The organism is Dactylosporangium vinaceum (assembly GCF_019904175.1).
Lineage (GTDB): Bacteria > Actinomycetota > Actinomycetes > Mycobacteriales > Micromonosporaceae > Dactylosporangium > Dactylosporangium vinaceum.
Map to the genome: position 1 here is coordinate 7,420,169 of NZ_CP061913.1, position 15,218 is coordinate 7,435,386.

At 74.1% G+C, this 15,218-nt stretch carries 14 protein-coding genes; 4 read left to right on the forward strand and 10 right to left on the reverse strand.

The genetic code is table 11. From position 1 onward, the window contains the following. The first annotated feature begins 375 nt into the window (after positions 1-375). Entirely contained in the window at positions 376-1,260 is an 885-nt protein-coding gene (locus Dvina_RS33240; RefSeq protein WP_223093241.1) for a GH25 family lysozyme, read from the forward strand. On the opposite strand, the gene Dvina_RS33245 is transcribed toward Dvina_RS33240, so the two are convergent. Beyond that, on the reverse strand, positions 1,208-2,725 hold the full coding sequence (locus Dvina_RS33245) for a flavin-containing monooxygenase (protein ID WP_223093242.1): 1,518 nt from the start codon (positions 2,723-2,725) through the stop codon (positions 1,208-1,210). The two genes, Dvina_RS33240 and Dvina_RS33245, sit on opposite strands and share 53 nt — an antisense overlap. A gap of 169 nt (positions 2,726-2,894) precedes the next feature. Further along, the gene (locus Dvina_RS33250; RefSeq protein WP_223093243.1) at positions 2,895-4,370 is read right to left on the reverse strand and encodes an MFS transporter; all 1,476 of its coding nucleotides are present in this window, start codon (positions 4,368-4,370) and stop codon (positions 2,895-2,897) included. 226 nt (positions 4,371-4,596) lie between these two features. Here Dvina_RS33250 and Dvina_RS33255 point away from each other — a divergent pair, with 226 nt between their 5' ends. Next, positions 4,597-5,910, forward strand: a complete 1,314-nt coding sequence (locus Dvina_RS33255; RefSeq protein WP_223093244.1) for a glycosyltransferase — start codon at positions 4,597-4,599, stop codon at positions 5,908-5,910. Here the strand turns inward: Dvina_RS33255 and Dvina_RS33260 are convergent. Continuing rightward, a complete protein-coding gene (locus Dvina_RS33260) occupies positions 5,907-6,269 on the reverse strand; it encodes a nuclear transport factor 2 family protein (RefSeq protein ID WP_223093245.1) in 363 nt (120 codons plus the stop codon). The two genes, Dvina_RS33255 and Dvina_RS33260, sit on opposite strands and share 4 nt — an antisense overlap. Before the next feature lie 174 nt (positions 6,270-6,443). Between Dvina_RS33260 and Dvina_RS33265 the strand changes: the two genes are divergently transcribed. Further along, positions 6,444-7,784, forward strand: a complete 1,341-nt coding sequence (locus Dvina_RS33265; RefSeq protein ID WP_223093246.1) for a cytochrome P450 — start codon at positions 6,444-6,446, stop codon at positions 7,782-7,784. A gap of 278 nt (positions 7,785-8,062) precedes the next feature. Beyond that, on the forward strand, positions 8,063-8,638 hold the full coding sequence (locus tag Dvina_RS33270; protein WP_246656616.1) for an ATP-dependent Clp protease proteolytic subunit: 576 nt from the start codon (positions 8,063-8,065) through the stop codon (positions 8,636-8,638). Between the two features lie 350 nt (positions 8,639-8,988). Here Dvina_RS33270 and Dvina_RS33275 read toward each other — a convergent pair whose 3' ends face one another. Genes Dvina_RS33275 through Dvina_RS33305 form a run of 7 tightly spaced genes read right to left on the reverse strand, consistent with a single transcriptional unit; the run spans position 8,989 to position 15,216 of the window. Continuing rightward, positions 8,989-9,399 carry a GlcG/HbpS family heme-binding protein gene (locus tag Dvina_RS33275; RefSeq protein WP_223093248.1) on the reverse strand — a complete coding sequence of 137 codons (411 nt, stop codon included), beginning with the start codon at positions 9,397-9,399 and terminating at the stop codon, positions 8,989-8,991. Positions 9,400-9,411: 12 nt separating this feature from the next. Further along, positions 9,412-10,443 (reverse strand): LLM class flavin-dependent oxidoreductase, encoded by a 1,032-nt coding sequence (locus Dvina_RS33280; protein WP_223093249.1) that lies wholly within the window; start codon positions 10,441-10,443, stop codon positions 9,412-9,414. A 23-nt stretch (positions 10,444-10,466) separates the two neighbouring features. Next, positions 10,467-11,249, reverse strand: a complete 783-nt coding sequence (locus Dvina_RS33285; RefSeq protein WP_223093250.1) for an alpha/beta fold hydrolase — start codon at positions 11,247-11,249, stop codon at positions 10,467-10,469. Next, complete coding sequence (locus tag Dvina_RS33290) at positions 11,246-12,673, reverse strand: cytochrome P450 (RefSeq protein ID WP_223093251.1); 1,428 nt, start codon at positions 12,671-12,673, stop codon at positions 11,246-11,248. Before Dvina_RS33290 ends, Dvina_RS33285 begins: the two co-directional genes overlap by 4 nt. After that, positions 12,666-13,244, reverse strand: coding sequence for a cupin domain-containing protein (locus Dvina_RS33295; protein ID WP_223093252.1), 579 nt, complete (start codon positions 13,242-13,244; stop codon positions 12,666-12,668). Before Dvina_RS33295 ends, Dvina_RS33290 begins: the two co-directional genes overlap by 8 nt. After that, positions 13,223-14,764, reverse strand: a complete 1,542-nt coding sequence (locus Dvina_RS33300; protein WP_223093253.1) for an FAD-dependent monooxygenase — start codon at positions 14,762-14,764, stop codon at positions 13,223-13,225. The genes Dvina_RS33295 and Dvina_RS33300 overlap by 22 nt, the downstream gene beginning before the upstream one ends. Further along, a complete protein-coding gene (locus Dvina_RS33305) occupies positions 14,764-15,216 on the reverse strand; it encodes a DUF3237 domain-containing protein (protein WP_223093254.1) in 453 nt (150 codons plus the stop codon). The genes Dvina_RS33300 and Dvina_RS33305 overlap by 1 nt, the downstream gene beginning before the upstream one ends. Between the last annotated feature and the right edge of the window lie 2 nt (positions 15,217-15,218).

The window sequence follows — 15,218 nt, forward strand, 5'->3', positions numbered from 1 at the left end:
GCAACCGACCGGGCGCCCTGGCCGAGGCGAATGTTTACACAACCCACCAGGCGTGTAAACGCCCGAAACATAGAACGAAACGGATTTCGAAAAGATGTTATCGCTCCCATCGGCGCGGCATCTACTCGATGCGGGCCCTGCCTCAATCACCCTCCGTGAACGTGATGGCCCGGTGCAGCACCACCCGTTCGAGATGATCGACGGCCCGCGCGGCGGCGCGCCGATCGGGCCGAGCAGTGCGGCCAGGTGGCCGGGGGTGTCGACGGCCGGGCCATAGGCGTGCTCGACGCGGCCCCAGTCGATGCCGATGGCGTTCATGCGAGGGACCTCAGCGCTCGCTCTGCCGGGTTGGCCGATGCGAGGCACACTGGGTTGGTGGCGGCGGTCGAGTGGCGGGAGGTGTGGCGGGTCGTCCGCGTTCGCCTGCGGCGTATGGCCAATACCCCGCACGAACGGCGTTCGGTCGCGTTTGTGCTGCTCGTGCTCACCGGGTTCATCTGGGGCGTGGCCTCGGCACCGCCGGTGCCGGTCGTGCCCGCGCCGCCCCCGGAGCCGCCGGTGCCGGAGGCGGTGACCGCGATCGAGGCCGGGCGGCCGGCCGGGTTCGAGGTCGGCGGGATCGACATCTCCAGCCACGACCACAACCGGTTCACCGTGCACTGGCCGACCGAGGTCGCGGCCGGCAGCCAGTTCGTCTACGTGAAGGCGACCGAGGGCACCTCCTACGTCAACCCGCACTTCGCCGCCGACTACACCACGGCGAAGGCGCAGGGCCGCTACGTGGGCGCGTACGTGTACGCCCGGCCCGACAAGGGCGACCCGGTCGGGCAGGCCGAGCACTTCCTGCGCCACGCCCGGTTCACCCGCGACGCGCGCACCCTCGTGCCGTTCGTGGACCTCGAGTGGCCCTATGCCGGGGTGAGGTCCGGCCCCTGCTACAACCTCAACCCGGCCCAGATGCGCGCGTGGATCGCCGCGTTCATCGGCCGCATCGAGCAGGCGGTCGGCCGCAAGCCGATGATCTACACGAACACGTTCTGGTGGAACCCCTGCACGGGCAGCGACACCTCCTACGCCGACTACCCGCTGGACATCGCCAACTACACGAAGGGCCCGCCGACACTTCCGGCCGGCTGGACCACGTTCGCGCTGTGGCAGTACGCCCCCGGCAACCCCGACGAGGCGCACAGCCACGACCGCGACGTCGTCAACGGCGGCCCGGCCGGTCTGAAGGCCCTGGCCTGGCCCCCACCCCGCTGAGCGGGTGCGGGCCGGCCCGCACCGTGTAGGCGCCGGTCGCCCGGGCCCGGCGGCGGAACCGCCACGTCCAGTCCGGCCACAGCCCGGCGTTGCGGCCGTTGGCGTCGATGTAGAAGCTGGTGCAGCCGCCGGTGTCCCAGACCGTGCCGCGCATGCGGGCGTCGATCTCGGCGTTGTACCTGTCGTACGCGCCCGGCTCGACCTCCAGCACCGCCCGCTCGTCGGCGCCGAGCCGCCGGATCGCCCGCAGGACGTGCTCGACCTGCGACTCGATCATGTAGACCATCGACCCGTGCCCGAGCCCCGTGTTGGGCCCGAGCAGCTTGAAGAAGTTGGGGAACCCCGGCACCGACGCCCCGAGGTACGCGGTCGGGCTGCCCTGCCAGACCGCGGCGAGCGACAGCCCACCCCGGCCCACGACGGCCTCGGAGAAGCGGGCGTCGGTGGCCCGGAAGCCGGTCCCGAAGATGATCGCGTCGGCCGGGTGCTCGACGCCGCCGGCGTCGACGACCGAGTGCCGGCGCACCTCGCGCAGCGCCCCGGTCAGCACCTCCACGTTGGGCCGGGCGAGGGCCGGGTACCACTCGTTGGACGGCAGGAGCCGCTTGCAGCCGAGCGCGTAGTCGGGCGTCAGCCGCTCCCGCAGGCCGGCGTCGGCGATGTGCCGGCGCATGTGCGCCCGCGACACCGCCTCGAGCCGCCCCAGCAGCCCCGGCCGCTTGACGAACCCGACGACGAGCGCCTCCCGCCCGGCGTAGACGGCCCCGCGGACGAGCCGCTGCGCGAACGGCAGGTGCCGGTACAGCCAGCGCTCCCGGTCGCTGATGGCCCGGTTGCGGTGCGGCATGACCCACGGCGCCGTGCGCTGCACCACGTACAGCCGCTCCACGCGGGGCTGGATAGCCGGCACGTACTGGATCGCCGAGGCTCCGGTCCCGATCGACACCACCCGCTTGCCGGTGAGGTCGTAGCCGTGGTCCCAGCGGGCCGAGTGCATGGTGTGCCCGGCGAAGCGCTCGAGCCCGGGCACCGCGGGCACGACGGGCTCGTGCAGCGGCCCGGTGGCCGCTATCAGGACCTGGGCGTCGACGGTACCGCCACCGGCCCGCACCCGCCAGCAGCGCTCCGCTTCGATCCAGGCCGCGCCGTCGACGGCGACGCCGGTGTGCAGGTGCGCCGCCAGCCCGAACCGCTCGACGAGCCCCTCGAGGTACGCCCGGATCTCCGCCTGCCCCGAGTACGTATGCGTCCACTGTGGATTGGGGGCGAACGACAGCGAGTACAGGTGCGAGGGGATGTCACAACGACAGCCCGGATACGTGTTGTGGTGCCAGGCCCCGCCGACACCCGGCGCCTGCTCGAGGACGACGAAGTCGCGGATGCCCGCCTGCCGCAGCCGGACCGCCACCGCCAGCCCGGAGAACCCGGCCCCGATGACGACGATCCGCGCCCGCGCTGGAACCATGATGGCCACTCCTTTGCGTCGCCGCCGGACCACTCGCTGGCCACGACGGACCTACCGGCGGCACCCGCCGGGCAATCGACCTCGACGGCCGGCCGGGCCGCCCGTCGTGCGGGACTCGTGCGGGAGCCGGCGTGTTGCGGCGCGGGGAGCCGGGCCGGGGTGGCGCGCCTCAGGCGGCCTGGATCCGGCGGCGGCTGTCGCGCCAGACGAGCAGGACCAGCAGGAGGAACGCCAGATACAGGCCGCTCTCCCAGCGGAAGACCAGGCTGTAGCCGTGGACGGCGGCGTCGTCCACGCGGTCGGCGTTGCCGGGGCGGGCCAGGAAGTGCGCGACGCCCAGGGCGAAGACGGTGTTGAGTGAGGCGTTGCCCAGGGCCGCGCCCATCTGCTGGGTGGTGCTCACCGCGGCGCTTGCCACACCCGCGTCGGCGGGGTCGATGCCGGCCAGCACGACGTTGTTGAGGGGGAACAGGGACAGCGCCACGCCGAAGCCCATCAGGATCTCCGGGAGCATGACGCCTATCGGGTAGGAGGTGGTGGCGTTGAGGCGGCTCAGGGCGAGCAGGGCCAGGACGCAGGCCGCCGCGCCGACCATCATGAGGTTGAGCGGGTTGACCCGGGCCAGCGGGGCGCCGAGCAGGTTGCCGGTCAGCACGACCGCGAGCGCGAAGGGCAGGAACGCGAACCCGGTGCGCACGGCGCTGTAGTCGAGCGTGGTCTGGAAGTAGTAGGTCAGGAACAGGAACATCGACAGCTGCGCCGCGTTGGCCAGGAACGCGGCCGCGTAGAGCAGTGCGCGGTGATACTCCGTGACGATGCGCAGCGGCAGCAGCGGCGCCGCCGAGCGCGCCTCGATGGCCAGGAACGCGGCCACGAACAGCACCGCGCCCACCAGGGTGCCGACGGTGTACGGCGAGCCCCAGCCGTGCGAGCCGGCGAGCGTGAAGCCCTCCGCGAGGCCGGCGATGCCGATGGTCGCGGCGATCGCGCCGGGGATGTCGTAGCGGGTCGCCACGATCGGCTCGTCCTTCGGCAGGACCAGCACCGCGGCCAGCGCGATCAGCAGCGCGAACGGCACGTTGACGAGCAGGCACCAGCGCCACGAGCCGTATTGGGTGAGCACGCCGCCGAGGATCAGCCCGATCGCGGCGCCGCTGCCGGAGACCATGCCGTAGACGGCGAAGGCCCGGGTCCGCTCGGCCTTCTCGGTGAAGGTGACCGACACCAGCGACAGCACCGCGGGCGTGATGACCGCGCCGAACGCGCCCTGCACCGCCCGGGCGCCGAAGAGCACCTCCTGCGTGGGTGCGATGCCGCCGACGCCGGCGGCGACCGCGAAGCCGACAAGGGCGGCGACGAACATGCGCCGCCGGCCGAAGTAGTCGACGAGCCGGCCGCCGAGCAGCAGCAGGCCGCCGAAGGCGATCGCGTAGGCCGAGACGACCCACTGCCGGTTGGGCGTGGAGATGCCGAGGTCGGCCTGGATGCTGGGCAGCGCGACGTAGACGATCGCCAGATCGAGGACGGTCATCAGCTGCGCGGCGGCGACGATGACCAGGGCCCACGCCGCCAGGCTCCCCCGCGGCGCCCCGCCGGGGGCCGGGATGGTGGCGGATTCGGCGCCCCGCTCGTCCGTGCCGCTCACTGAGCCCCCGCTTCACATATTGATCATCGACAGTCCGCCTGAATGCAAAAAACCAAATCACTGTCCGCGCGGCCGTGTCAAGCAAAGCGACGCGTTCGCCGCTCGCATTCGTCCGACAGCGAAATCCATCGGCGTGTTCGGGGGGTCGGCGCGGGACTCTCCCGATAGCGGGAATACGCATCCGTGACGATCCTTGGCGCATCCGTCATGGCGAAAGAGGGCGTCAATGCGCGTGGGGATCGCAATCAACGGCAGCCGCGGCGACATCCAGCCCTATGCGGCCCTGGGACACGCCCTGGCCGCGGCCGGCTGCGCGGTGACGGTCACGGCCAACGAGGACGCCGCCGACCTGGTCGCCGCGAGCGGGCTGCGGTTCGTGCCGATGGACCTGGACACCCGGGCCTGGCTCAGCGCGCCGGACGGGCAGGCGGCGCTGCGGCTGGGCACGCCGGAGGCGCTCCTGGACAGTGCCAACCGCTGGCTGACCGGCGCGCTCGACTCGATCGTGAAGGGGATCACCGAGGTCGCCGACGGCTGCGACCTCATGATCGCCGGAGCCCAGATCGACGACTACGCCGCCGCCGTCTGCGCCGACCGGGGCGTGCCGATGGCGCTCGGCTACTACACCCCGTGGCTGCGGACGCGAGAGTTCCCGCAGGTCATGATCAGCCGGCGGCGCCCGTGGCCGGCCCGGCTGGTCCAGCCGCTCACGCTGCGCACCTACCGGCAGCTGGAGGCGGTGTACTGGCGGGGCAAGGCCGACGCGGTCAACCGGCTGCGCCGCGGGCTCGGCCTGCCACCGGCGACGGCCTCCATGCTCACCCTCGCGCCGCGGCTCGGGCTGACCGCTCTGCACGGGTTCAGCACCGCTGTCGTGCCGCGGCCCCGGGACTGGGCGCCGACGAGCGTCGTGACCGGCTACTGGCGGCTGCCCGAAGCGGTCCGCCACGCGCTGGGCGAGGGCCGGGTCCCGGCCGACGTCGACGGCTGGCTGGACGCCGGGCCCCCGCCGGTGTATCTGGGCTTCGGCAGCATGCCGATCCTCGATCCCGAGCCGATGGTGCACATGGCCGCCGGCGCCGCCCGCCGGGCCGGCACCCGGGTGCTCATCGGCGCCGGCTGGAGCGACCTCGGCGGTCTCGCCGCGAGCCTGCCCGGGCACGTGCGGATCGTCGGCCCGGCCGACCACTCGCGGCTGTTCCCCCGCTGCAGCGCGGTGGTGCACCACGGCGGGGCCGGCACGACCGGGGCCGGGCTGACCGCCGGCCGCCCGTCCCACGTGCTGTCGATGTTCATGGACCAGCCGTTCTGGGGCAGCCGGGTGCGCCGCCTCGGCGCGGGCGACACCAGCCGCTTCACCGAGCTGGACCTGGAGTCGCTGACCGGGATCCTGCGGCGCCTCGGCGACGGCGGGGTCCGGCGGCGGGCCGCGGCCCTCGGCGCACGGCTGCGCGCCGAGGACGGCGTGGCGGCCGCGGTGCGCCACCTCGTGGAGGGCGGGCCCCGGGCCCACCGGGTGCCGCCGGCCCGCCTGCCTTAGCGGACGTCCATCCGTTCCAGGAGGCCGTCGCGGACGGTGTACACGTGCTGGACGTTCTGGTCGGCCAGGACGTCGCCGTCAAGGTTGCGCACGACTTGGTGGACGTCGACGCAGATGCGCCCGTCCGGCTCGACCCGCATGCCGGTCGGCTCGACCCGCGGATCGATCTCGGCGAACTGCCGCAGCCAGTACTTGCGCACCTCGTCGCGCCCGTGCGCCCGGACGTTGTCCATCATGTTGGGCCAGTCGATCTGCGGGCTCATCGTGGCCAGGATCTCGTCGATGTCCCGGGCGTTGAACGCCCGGTAGGTCCGCCGCAGGAGTTCCGCGTCCTCGGGCCGGGGGCCGTGATCATCCATGGAGCGCAGTCTGCCAAGCGATCTTCGCGCCTGTCCGGCGAACCCCCTCCATACCAGTCTCCCGGGTGGTTCGGGGTACCGAAGCGGGCTCTTCCCGATAGCCCGCACGGCGGGCACTCGGCAGGCTCAAGTCGGCGCCGAGGGGCGCCGGCCCGCACTCCCGAGGAGCCGACGTTGGCCACTTCCAACAGCACCGCCATTCCCGCCGTCCCGGGCGCCCTGCCCGGCCTGGGCCACGTGCCGCGCATGCTGCGCAACCCGCTCGCCTTCGTCACGTCCCTGCGCGACACGGGCGACCTGGCCTGGTTCCGCCTCGGGCCGCAGCGGCTGCTGGCGGTCAGCGAGCCCGACCTGGTGCACCAGATGCTCGTGACCGACGGCCGCCACTACGACCAGGGCAAGTACTTCGACAAGATCCGCGACACCTTCGGCAACGGCCTGCCGGTCTCCAACGGCGCGTTCCACACCCGCCAGCGGCGCCTGGTCCAGCCGGCCTTCCACCGGGAGCGCATCGCGGAGTACTTCGAGGTCATGTCCGCCTGCGCGGCGACGATGGCCGGGGCGTGGCGGCCCGGCGAGGCGGTCCCCCTCAAGGAGGAGGCGCTGTCGCTCATGCTGGGCATGGTCGCCCGGACGCTGTTCGCCGCGGAGGTCAGCGAGACCGTCAACGCCGAGGTCCGCCGGTCCTGGACGACTGTCGTCAAGGGCATCGCCTGGCGCACCATGTCGCCCACGCCGCTGCTGGAGAAGCTGCCGACGCCCGGCAACCGCCGCTACGAGCAGGCCACGTCCCGGATGCGGGCCGCCGTCACCGGCGCCGTGCTGCGCCAGCGCGCGACCGGGCGGTCCGACTCGAGCCTGCTGTCCATGCTGCTGGAGGCCCGCGACGCGGAGACCGGCGAGGCGATGAGCGACGAGCAGATCGTCGCCGAGATCTTCCTGATCCTCTTCGCCGGGACGGAGACGGCCGCGTTCATGACCGTGTGGCTGTTCCACGAGCTCAGCCGCCGCCCCGACCTGGCCACCCGGCTCTACGACGAGGTCGACTCGGTGCTGTCGGGCCGCGCGGTGACGTTCGACGACCTGCCGAAGCTCACCTTCACCCGGCGGATGCTCACCGAGTGCCTGCGCCTGCGCCACCCGGGCTGGATGTTCATGCGCCGCACGAACGCCCCGACCGAGCTCGGCGGGCACGAACTGCCGGTCGGCACCGAGACCATGTTCAGCATCTACGCCCTGCACCGCGACCCGCGCTCGTTCCGCGACCCCCTGGTGTTCGACCCCGACCGGTGGGGCCCGGAGGGTGAGCCGGTGCCGGAGAACGCCTACATCCCGTTCCTGGCCGGCAAGCGCCAGTGCATCGGCGACGGCTTCGCGTGGGCCCAGATGGTCACGACGATCGCCACGATCGCGAGCCGGTGGAAGGTCACGCCGGCGCCCGGGACCGAGGTGAAGGAGCTGCCGCAGGCCCTCATGGCGCCCAGCGAGATGCCGGTGTTCGTCACGGCCCGGTAATAATGTGTTCACCGAATTCATTTGGACCCGCACCATTGTGGGGACGATCATGGAATCCCGCATTGACCGGTGAACTGTCAAGAGGCCGCGCCAAATACGCCAGGGGCGAACAGGCGGATTTCGGCTGGCGACGAAAGAGCAGACGCAATTATCCTTGGGGGTACATTGGACGCCGTCAATTGACACGGAGGCCCGAAATGGCACGTTCGGATCGCACGCCGCGGCTCGCACCGCAGGACGCGACACCCGCCGTGGTCGCCGCCGCCGAGAACGGCACCATGGGCTTCGACGCCGCGCTCTACAACCGGCTCCTCGACGAGCGGATCATCTTCCTGGGCTCCGAGGTCAACAGCGAGATCTCCAACCGCATCTGCGCCCAGCTGCTCCTGCTGGCCGCGGCCGACCCGGTCCGCGACGTGCACCTCTACGTCAACTCCCCCGGTGGCTCGGTCGACGCCGGCCTGGCCATCGTCGACACCATGAACTTCATCGAGAACGACGTGTCGACACTCGTCGTCGGCATGGCCGCCTCGATGGGCCAGTTCCTGGTCTCGGCCGGCGCGAAGGGCAAGCGCTTCGCCCTGCCCCACTCGCGCATCATGATGCACCAGCCGCTGGGCGGCATCCAGGGCGTCGCCTCCGACGTCGCCATCCAGGCCCAGCAGATGATCTACATCAAGCGGGTGCTGCGGGAGGAGACAGCCCTGCACACCGGCAAGCCGATCGAGCAGATCGAGGCCGACGCCGACCGCGACCGCTGGTTCACGGCCACCGAGGCCGTCGAATACGGCCTGATCGACCGCGTGGTCTCCCGCGCCATCAACGTCCCCGACGGCGCCGGCACCCGCAACTGACCCCGCCGCCCGACCGGCGGCGTCGGGACCGGCCGCGACGACGGCCGCGGTGCCGTCGCCCGGCTCCTCGGCCACCGGCGCTGCGGGCCGCCCCGGTGCGCGGCGCGGCCGTGCGGGCATCCCGGCCGTCGCGGGCGGCGCGCGATACACCTGACCACCACGGTGGCGACCCGGACCGTCGCCGACCCCGCACACCAGCCGGCGCCCGCATGGTTACGCGCGGGCGCCGGCTCGTGCGTACACACCGGCGCCCGTCTCGGGAAGCGGCGCTCGTCATGCGAGAAGCCCCCTCGGCGTGCGGGTGTGACCGCGCGCCGAGAGGGCTTCTCGTGTCCTGCCGGGACCGGCCGCTACGGCGCGGTGGCGGCCAGGGCCTTCAAGGCGGCGGTGCAGCAGGCCACGTCCTGTTCGCCGGTGCCGCCGGTGACGCCCAGGGCGCCGATGAGGGTCTCGCCGCGGTGGATCGGGGTGCCGCCGGGCAGGAATGTGACGCGGGGGGCGGCGGTGGTCAGGGCCAGCTGCACCGGTGCGGGAAAGGCTTCGGCGGCGGTGGCCGTGGCGGTGCGGAGGTTCAGCGCGCCGTACGCCTTCTTGTCGGCCAGGGCCAGGCCGTCGGGGAAGCAGCCGTCCATGCGGTGGGCGGCGATGGTCAGGCCGCCGGTGTCCAGGACGGCGGCGGCGATCGGGACGCCCTCGGCTCGGGCCTGGGTCACGGCGGCGGCCAGCAGGGTCAGGGCGTCGTCCAGGGTCAGGTCGGGCATCGCGTGCTCCTCTCAAACGGTGACGGTGGGTTGCAGCCGCGGCATGACCTGCGCGGCGAACAGCTCCATGCCGCGGGCCACCAGCGGGCCGGGCATGGTGGCGACAGCGGTCGTGACGCAGGTGTCGGCGCCCAGTTCCCCGGCGCGGGCGGCCAGGCGGGCGGTGACGGTGGCGGGTGAGCCGACGATGATGTGGCCGCCCGCCGTCAGCGCCTCGTACGACATGTCGCCGGGTGCCGGGCCGGCCGCCCACCCGGTCAGATCGCGCGGGGCCGGCGCGGTGGCCAGCAGCCGCTCGGCGTGCGGGCGCGCCTCGGCGTGTGCGGTCCGGTCGTCCTCGGCGACGTGCACGGGGACGCAGAACGCCAGGCTCGGCAGAGGCGGCGACGGGTCGGGCCCGGACGGCTGGGGCCAGGACCGGTCGAGCAGGTACGGGCGGTGCAGGCGGGCGGCCTCGGCCATGAACGGGCCGGGCGGGCCGTGCAGCCAGACCGGCGGGTGGGGGCGCTGCCAGGGGCGGGGCCACGGGTTCACGTGCGGGCGGTAGTGGTGCTCGCCGTCCCAGCGGAACGGGGCCGGGTCGGTCCAGGCGCGCAGGATCAGCTCGTAGGACTCGCGGAAGCGCTCCGCCGCGGTGGTCGGGTCGTGGCGCAGGAGGTGGTACTCGGCGGGCGTCCCCGGGCCGAAGGCGGCGATGACCCGGCCGCTCGACAGGACGTCCAGCTGGGCCAGGGACTCCGCGATCCGGACCGGGTCGGCGTGCAGGGGCAGCGACAGTGCGACGCCGATGCGGATGCGGTGGGTGCGGGCGGCGACGTACGCGGCCAGGGCCACCGGGTCGGGGCTGCCGCCGGCCGCCGGGCGGTGCTGCTCGACGAGCCACGTCGCCGCGAAGCCGAGCCGCTCGGCGCGGGCCGCCCGGTCGAGCTCGGACAGCAGCAGCCGGCGACCCGTCGGCGGGTCGTACCCGGCGCCGGGCCGTGGGCCGGGGACCGGGGACCGGGTGGTGGTGGCGGGCGGGCGGCAGTACCAGAGCAGGCTCATCCAATGGAACGTCAGTCCGGCCCTCACCGGACGGCTCCCACGAAGCCGAGGATGTGGGCGGCGACCACCGCGGGGCGCTCCACGACGAGGGCGTGGCCCGCGCCGGGGACCGTGTGCAGGCGGGCGGCCGGGAGCAGGTCCCGGTATCGCCGGGCGACGCCGGGCGGCACGTAGCGGTCGCCGCCCGCCGCCAGGACCAGGGCGGGGCAGGTGACGCGGCGCAGGCGCCACGGGAGACGGCGGCTGTACGGGCGCTGCCACATGAGGTGCGCGTAGACCGCCTCGGCCGGGGCCGGGCGGGCGGTGGCGGCGGCGACTGCGGGCAGGTCGTTGAAGGAGAGCGCGGCGAGCTCCTGCGGGGTGGCGGCGAACGGGTCGACGGTGAGGGCGGGGCCGTCCGGCGGGGCCAGGCCGATCGGGGCGACGAGGGTGAGCGAGCGGACCAAATGTGGGTAGACGGCGGCGAACTCGGCCGCCAGCCAGCCGCCGAAGGAGTGCCCGGCCAGGTGGAACGGCTCGGTGAGGCCGAGGGCGCGGCGCAGGTCGTCGAGGTGCAGGACCAGGTCGTCGAGGCCGCGCAGCCGGTCGCGGGCGGGCGTGGCGCCGCAGCCGGGCTGGTCGGGCGCGACGACGTCCGCGCCGGCGGCCAGGGCCTCGTGCAGCGGCAGCCACCGGCCCGCCAGTCCGGCGCCGTGCAGGTACAGCAGCACGGGGCCGGCCCCGGCGCGGCGCACGGCCACCGGCACGCCACCCGCGTCGACGGGCCGGGCCGCGCGCCGGGGCGGCAGGGTCAGCGGACCGGTCACGGCGCCGGGTGCCGGCGGATGACCCGCATCGGCAGGCCGGGCCGGGGGCGCACGATGATCCGGGCCTGCGGGCGCACGTCGCCGCCGACGCGCTCGAAGCGCCACTGCTGGGCGATGGTGGCCAGCGCGAGGACCGCCTCCATCTGGGCGAAGACGTTGCCGATGCACTGGCGCGGGCCGCCGCCGAACGGGAAGTACGCGAACTTGGGCCGGTCCGGGGCGACGGCCGAGCCGGCCAGGGGGTCGCGCCCGTCGGTGCCCTCGACCCAGCGCTGCGGGGCGAAGTGCTCCGGCTGCGGCCACCACACGGGGTCGCGGTGCACCACCCAGGGGCTCATCATCACCATCGTGTCGACCGGGATGTGGTAGCCGGCGAGCTCCCGCGGCTGCAGCGGGCGGCGCCCGACGGTCCACACCGGCGGGTAGATGCGCAGCGCCTCCTGGAAGACCGCCGTCGTCCAGACCAGCCGGGGCACGTCGGCGAGCGTGGCCCGGCGGCCGCCGAGGACGGTGTCGACCTCGGCGTAGAGGCGCTCCTGCGCGTCCGGGTGCTGGGCCAGCAGGTGCAGGGACCAGGCCAGGCCGTTGGCGGTGGTGTCGTGCCCGGCCATGAGCAGGGTCAGGGCCTCGTCGCGGACCTGCCGGTCGTCCATCGGCTCGCCGGTGTCGGCGTCGCGGGTCTGCAGCAGCAGCGACAGCAGGTCGCCGCCGTCGCCCCCGGCCCGGCGGCGCTGCGCGATGAGGTCGAACACGACCCGGTCCAGGGCCGCCTTGCCGCGCCAGAAGCGGATGTTCGACGGTGACGGGATCCGGGCCAGGAGGCTGCCCAGCGGCATGAGGGCGTACCGCAGCGGCCCGTCGTTTCTGGGCATCGCCGTGCGGATGGTCTCGGCGGTGCGGCTCTCCAGGGCGACGTCGAAGACGGTCCGGGCGACGATCGCGAGGGTGAGGGTCACCATCTCGGTGAGCATGTCGACCCGGCCGCCGTCGGGCCAGCGCTGCACGTGCCGGGCCGAGAGCTCGGCGAACGTGTCCGCGTAGGCGGCGATGCGCTGGCGGTGGAACAGCGGCTGGATGAGCCGGCGCTGCCGCCGGTGCAGGTCGCCGTCGCTGGTCAGCAGGCCCTTGCCCAGCAGCATCGTGAGCGGGGTCTGGCGCTCACCGCCGGGGCCACCGCGCAGGATGTCGTTGCCGTAGAACCGGTTGGCGGTGACCAGCACCTCCTGGACCAGGGCGGGGTCGCTGACGAGGATCAGCTCGCGCTGCGGCATCGGCAGGCGCACGACCGGGCCGTAGCGCTCGCGCATCGCGGCGAAGAACACCGGCGGCTGTGTGGACAGGGTGCGCAGGGCGGACAGCGGGATGCGGCGCGGGCCGGGTATCTCCGCGGCCGGGCGGACCGCCGCCGTGGTGGCGTCACTCATGGTGGCTCTCCTTCTCCGCGGTGGCGGCGGCCGGCAGGTACCGGCCCCGGTAGCCGGCCGCCCGCCCGAGCGGTGCGAACAGGCGGAACACGAGGTCCTGCAGCCACAGGGGCGGGCCGGCCAGGTACAGCTCGCCGCGGAAGTACGCGCCGCTGACCGCCGCCTGCAGCAGGTTGGGGATGCCGCGCTTGTTCGTGCGGCCGTCGGAGGCGAGCGCCCACATGGTCTGCAGGAGCTCGTCGGAGCGCATCGCCGGGCGCAGGGTGCTGTAGAGGTGGGCCGGGGCGCCGGCGTGGTTGACGATGCGGTGGGAGACGCCGGGCATGACGACGTACGTCTGCCCGGGCACCGCGTGGATGTCGCGGCCGCCGATGCTGATGTCGACGCTGCCCTCGAGGACCTCGAAGGTCTCCTCCTGGCGCGGGTGGACGTGGGCGGCGGCGACGTATCCGCCGGGCGTGAGGTAGTAGTCGGCCTCGAGCAGCGCGCCCCCGGTCTCGTGCCGGGTGGAGCGGAACACCGCCTTCTCGCCGGTCATGGTGTTCTCGATCATGTCTCCCGCACGGGGCATGCGGCGTCCTCCTCAATCGCGTCGAAGTAGGCGGCGACGGCCGCCGCCGCGGCGCCGGGCCGGCAGCGCATGGCGATGTAGCGGTCGGGGCGCACGACGAACACCGCGCCGCCCTCGGCCCGCAGCGCCGCGACGGCCGGCGGCTCGGTGACCGCGACGACTGGCACGCCCGGCGGCGGCCCGGCCAGGCTGGCCCCGCCGGCCAGCAGCACGCAGAAGCCGCGCTCGGGCAGCCGGTCCCACAGCCGCCGGCCGTCGCCGAGGTCGGCGTCGGGCAGCCGGGCGCCCGCGGCCGGGGCGCCGGGGCGCAGCGCCCGCCGGCCGGGGCTGGCCGCGGAGCGGTGGTGGCGCTGGGTGAACCCGGCCATCGCCGGGGCGAGCAGGGCGTCGGTCAGGCCGCGGCGGACGGCGGTGCGCCACAGCCAGTCGCGCACGGCGACGGCGGGCCGGGGCCGCAGGGTGCCCATCCGGGTGACCCGGTCGGTGGCGGCGACGACGGCCCGGGCGGCCGGGCGGCGCTCGGCGTCGTAGGTGTCCAGCAGGCCGGGCGGGGCCGCGCCCCGGCTGACGAGGGCGAGCTTCCAGCCGAGGTTGGCCGCGTCCTGCAGCCCGGCGTTGATGCCCTGCGCGCCGGCCGGGCTGTGGACGTGGGCGGCGTCGCCGGCGACGAGGACCCGCCCGGCGACGAACCGCTCGGCCAGGCCCTGACGGACCCGGAAGGCGCTCGTCCACTCGACGTCGAGGACCTCGACGTCGACGGCGGCGCGCTCGCGGGCGACCGCGGCGATGCGCTCCGGCGGCCACTGCGCCGGGACCGGGCGCACCGGGCCCACGTTCAGCGTGAGCCGCCAGGTGAGGCCGTCGGCGTGGCGGCGCAGCGGGACCACGTGCAGCACCTGCCCGCGGGTGAGGAAGTAGTTGACGGCGGTGGGCTCCAGCGGGGTACGCAGGCGCACGTCGGCGGCGATCCAGCCCTCCGGCTCGAGCTTCTGGCGCATCCCGATCCCGGCGGCCGTCCGCACTGCGCTCGCCGAGCCGTCACAGCCGACGATCCACGCCGCGCGCACCTGCTCGACCCGGCCGCCGGCGTGCTCCAGCCGGACGTCGGCGCCCACCGGTGTGGGTGTGACGCCGACGCACTGCACGCCGTGCTCCACCGAGCCGCCGAGCGCGGCCAGGCGCCGCTCCAGGACGTCCTCCGTCTCGAACTGCGGAAGGACCAGGCCGAAGTTGTACCGCGAGGAAAGCGCGCCGAGCCCGAACGTCAGCGTGGGCCGGCCGCGCGACCACACGGCCGCCCCGTGCAGCCGGATGCCCCGCTCCAGGGCGGCGTCCACGGCGCCGAAGCCCGCCATGATCTCCAGCACCCGGGGCCAGATCGCGATCGCCTTGCTGCGGGTGCCCCGCTGCGCCCGGGCCTCCACGACCCGGCAGGGCACGCCGTGGCGGTACAGCTCGCAGGCCAGCGCCAGGCCGGTCGGGCCGGCGCCGACGACGAGGACGGGCTCGGCGCCGGCCATCACGCGACCCGGTAGATCGTGTACTCCAGGCCGAGCCCGGCGGTGAACCGGCCCTCGCCCACGAACAGGGCCTGGTTGACCCAGGCGTACTGCTCGGCGCCGCACTCCAGCCGCGGGGTGACCCGGAAGTAGTGGTCCTCGTAGCGGGACTCGGTGCCCTCGGCGATGGCCCGCACCGAGGCGTCGGTCATCTCGATGAGCCCGTGGTACTGCGCGTAGATGATCGCCCCGTCGGCGGTCTCGAACTGGGCCCGCACGTCCATCCGGGCCCAGTTGTCGGGGCCCATGAGCACCCAGTCGGCGCCGGCCGGCAGGACCTTCGCCTCGATCCGCGGCCCGCTGAGGGTGCCGTCGACGACCTCGAACACCATGCGCACGCCGAGCGGGCCGGCCCCGACCATCATCGGCGGGCGCAGCTGGGCGGTGCAGCGGGCTTCGAACTGCAGATCCATTG

Bases quoted from the DNA above. Each gene is read 5' to 3' on its own strand.
- Dvina_RS33245 (WP_223093242.1), bottom strand. From the start codon at position 2,725: ATGGTTCCAGCGCGGGCGCGGATCGTCGTCATCGGGGCCGGGTTCTCC.
- Dvina_RS33255 (WP_223093244.1), top strand. From the start codon at position 4,597: ATGCGCGTGGGGATCGCAATCAACGGCAGCCGCGGCGACATCCAGCCC.
- Dvina_RS33260 (WP_223093245.1), bottom strand. From the start codon at position 6,269: ATGGATGATCACGGCCCCCGGCCCGAGGACGCGGAACTCCTGCGGCGG.
- Dvina_RS33270 (WP_246656616.1), top strand. From the start codon at position 8,063: ATGGGCTTCGACGCCGCGCTCTACAACCGGCTCCTCGACGAGCGGATC.
- Dvina_RS33275 (WP_223093248.1), bottom strand. From the start codon at position 9,399: ATGCCCGACCTGACCCTGGACGACGCCCTGACCCTGCTGGCCGCCGCC.
- Dvina_RS33280 (WP_223093249.1), bottom strand. From the start codon at position 10,443: ATGAGCCTGCTCTGGTACTGCCGCCCGCCCGCCACCACCACCCGGTCC.
- Dvina_RS33290 (WP_223093251.1), bottom strand. From the start codon at position 12,673: ATGAGTGACGCCACCACGGCGGCGGTCCGCCCGGCCGCGGAGATACCC.
- Dvina_RS33295 (WP_223093252.1), bottom strand. From the start codon at position 13,244: ATGCCCCGTGCGGGAGACATGATCGAGAACACCATGACCGGCGAGAAG.
- Dvina_RS33300 (WP_223093253.1), bottom strand. From the start codon at position 14,764: ATGGCCGGCGCCGAGCCCGTCCTCGTCGTCGGCGCCGGCCCGACCGGC.
- Dvina_RS33305 (WP_223093254.1), bottom strand. From the start codon at position 15,216: ATGGATCTGCAGTTCGAAGCCCGCTGCACCGCCCAGCTGCGCCCGCCG.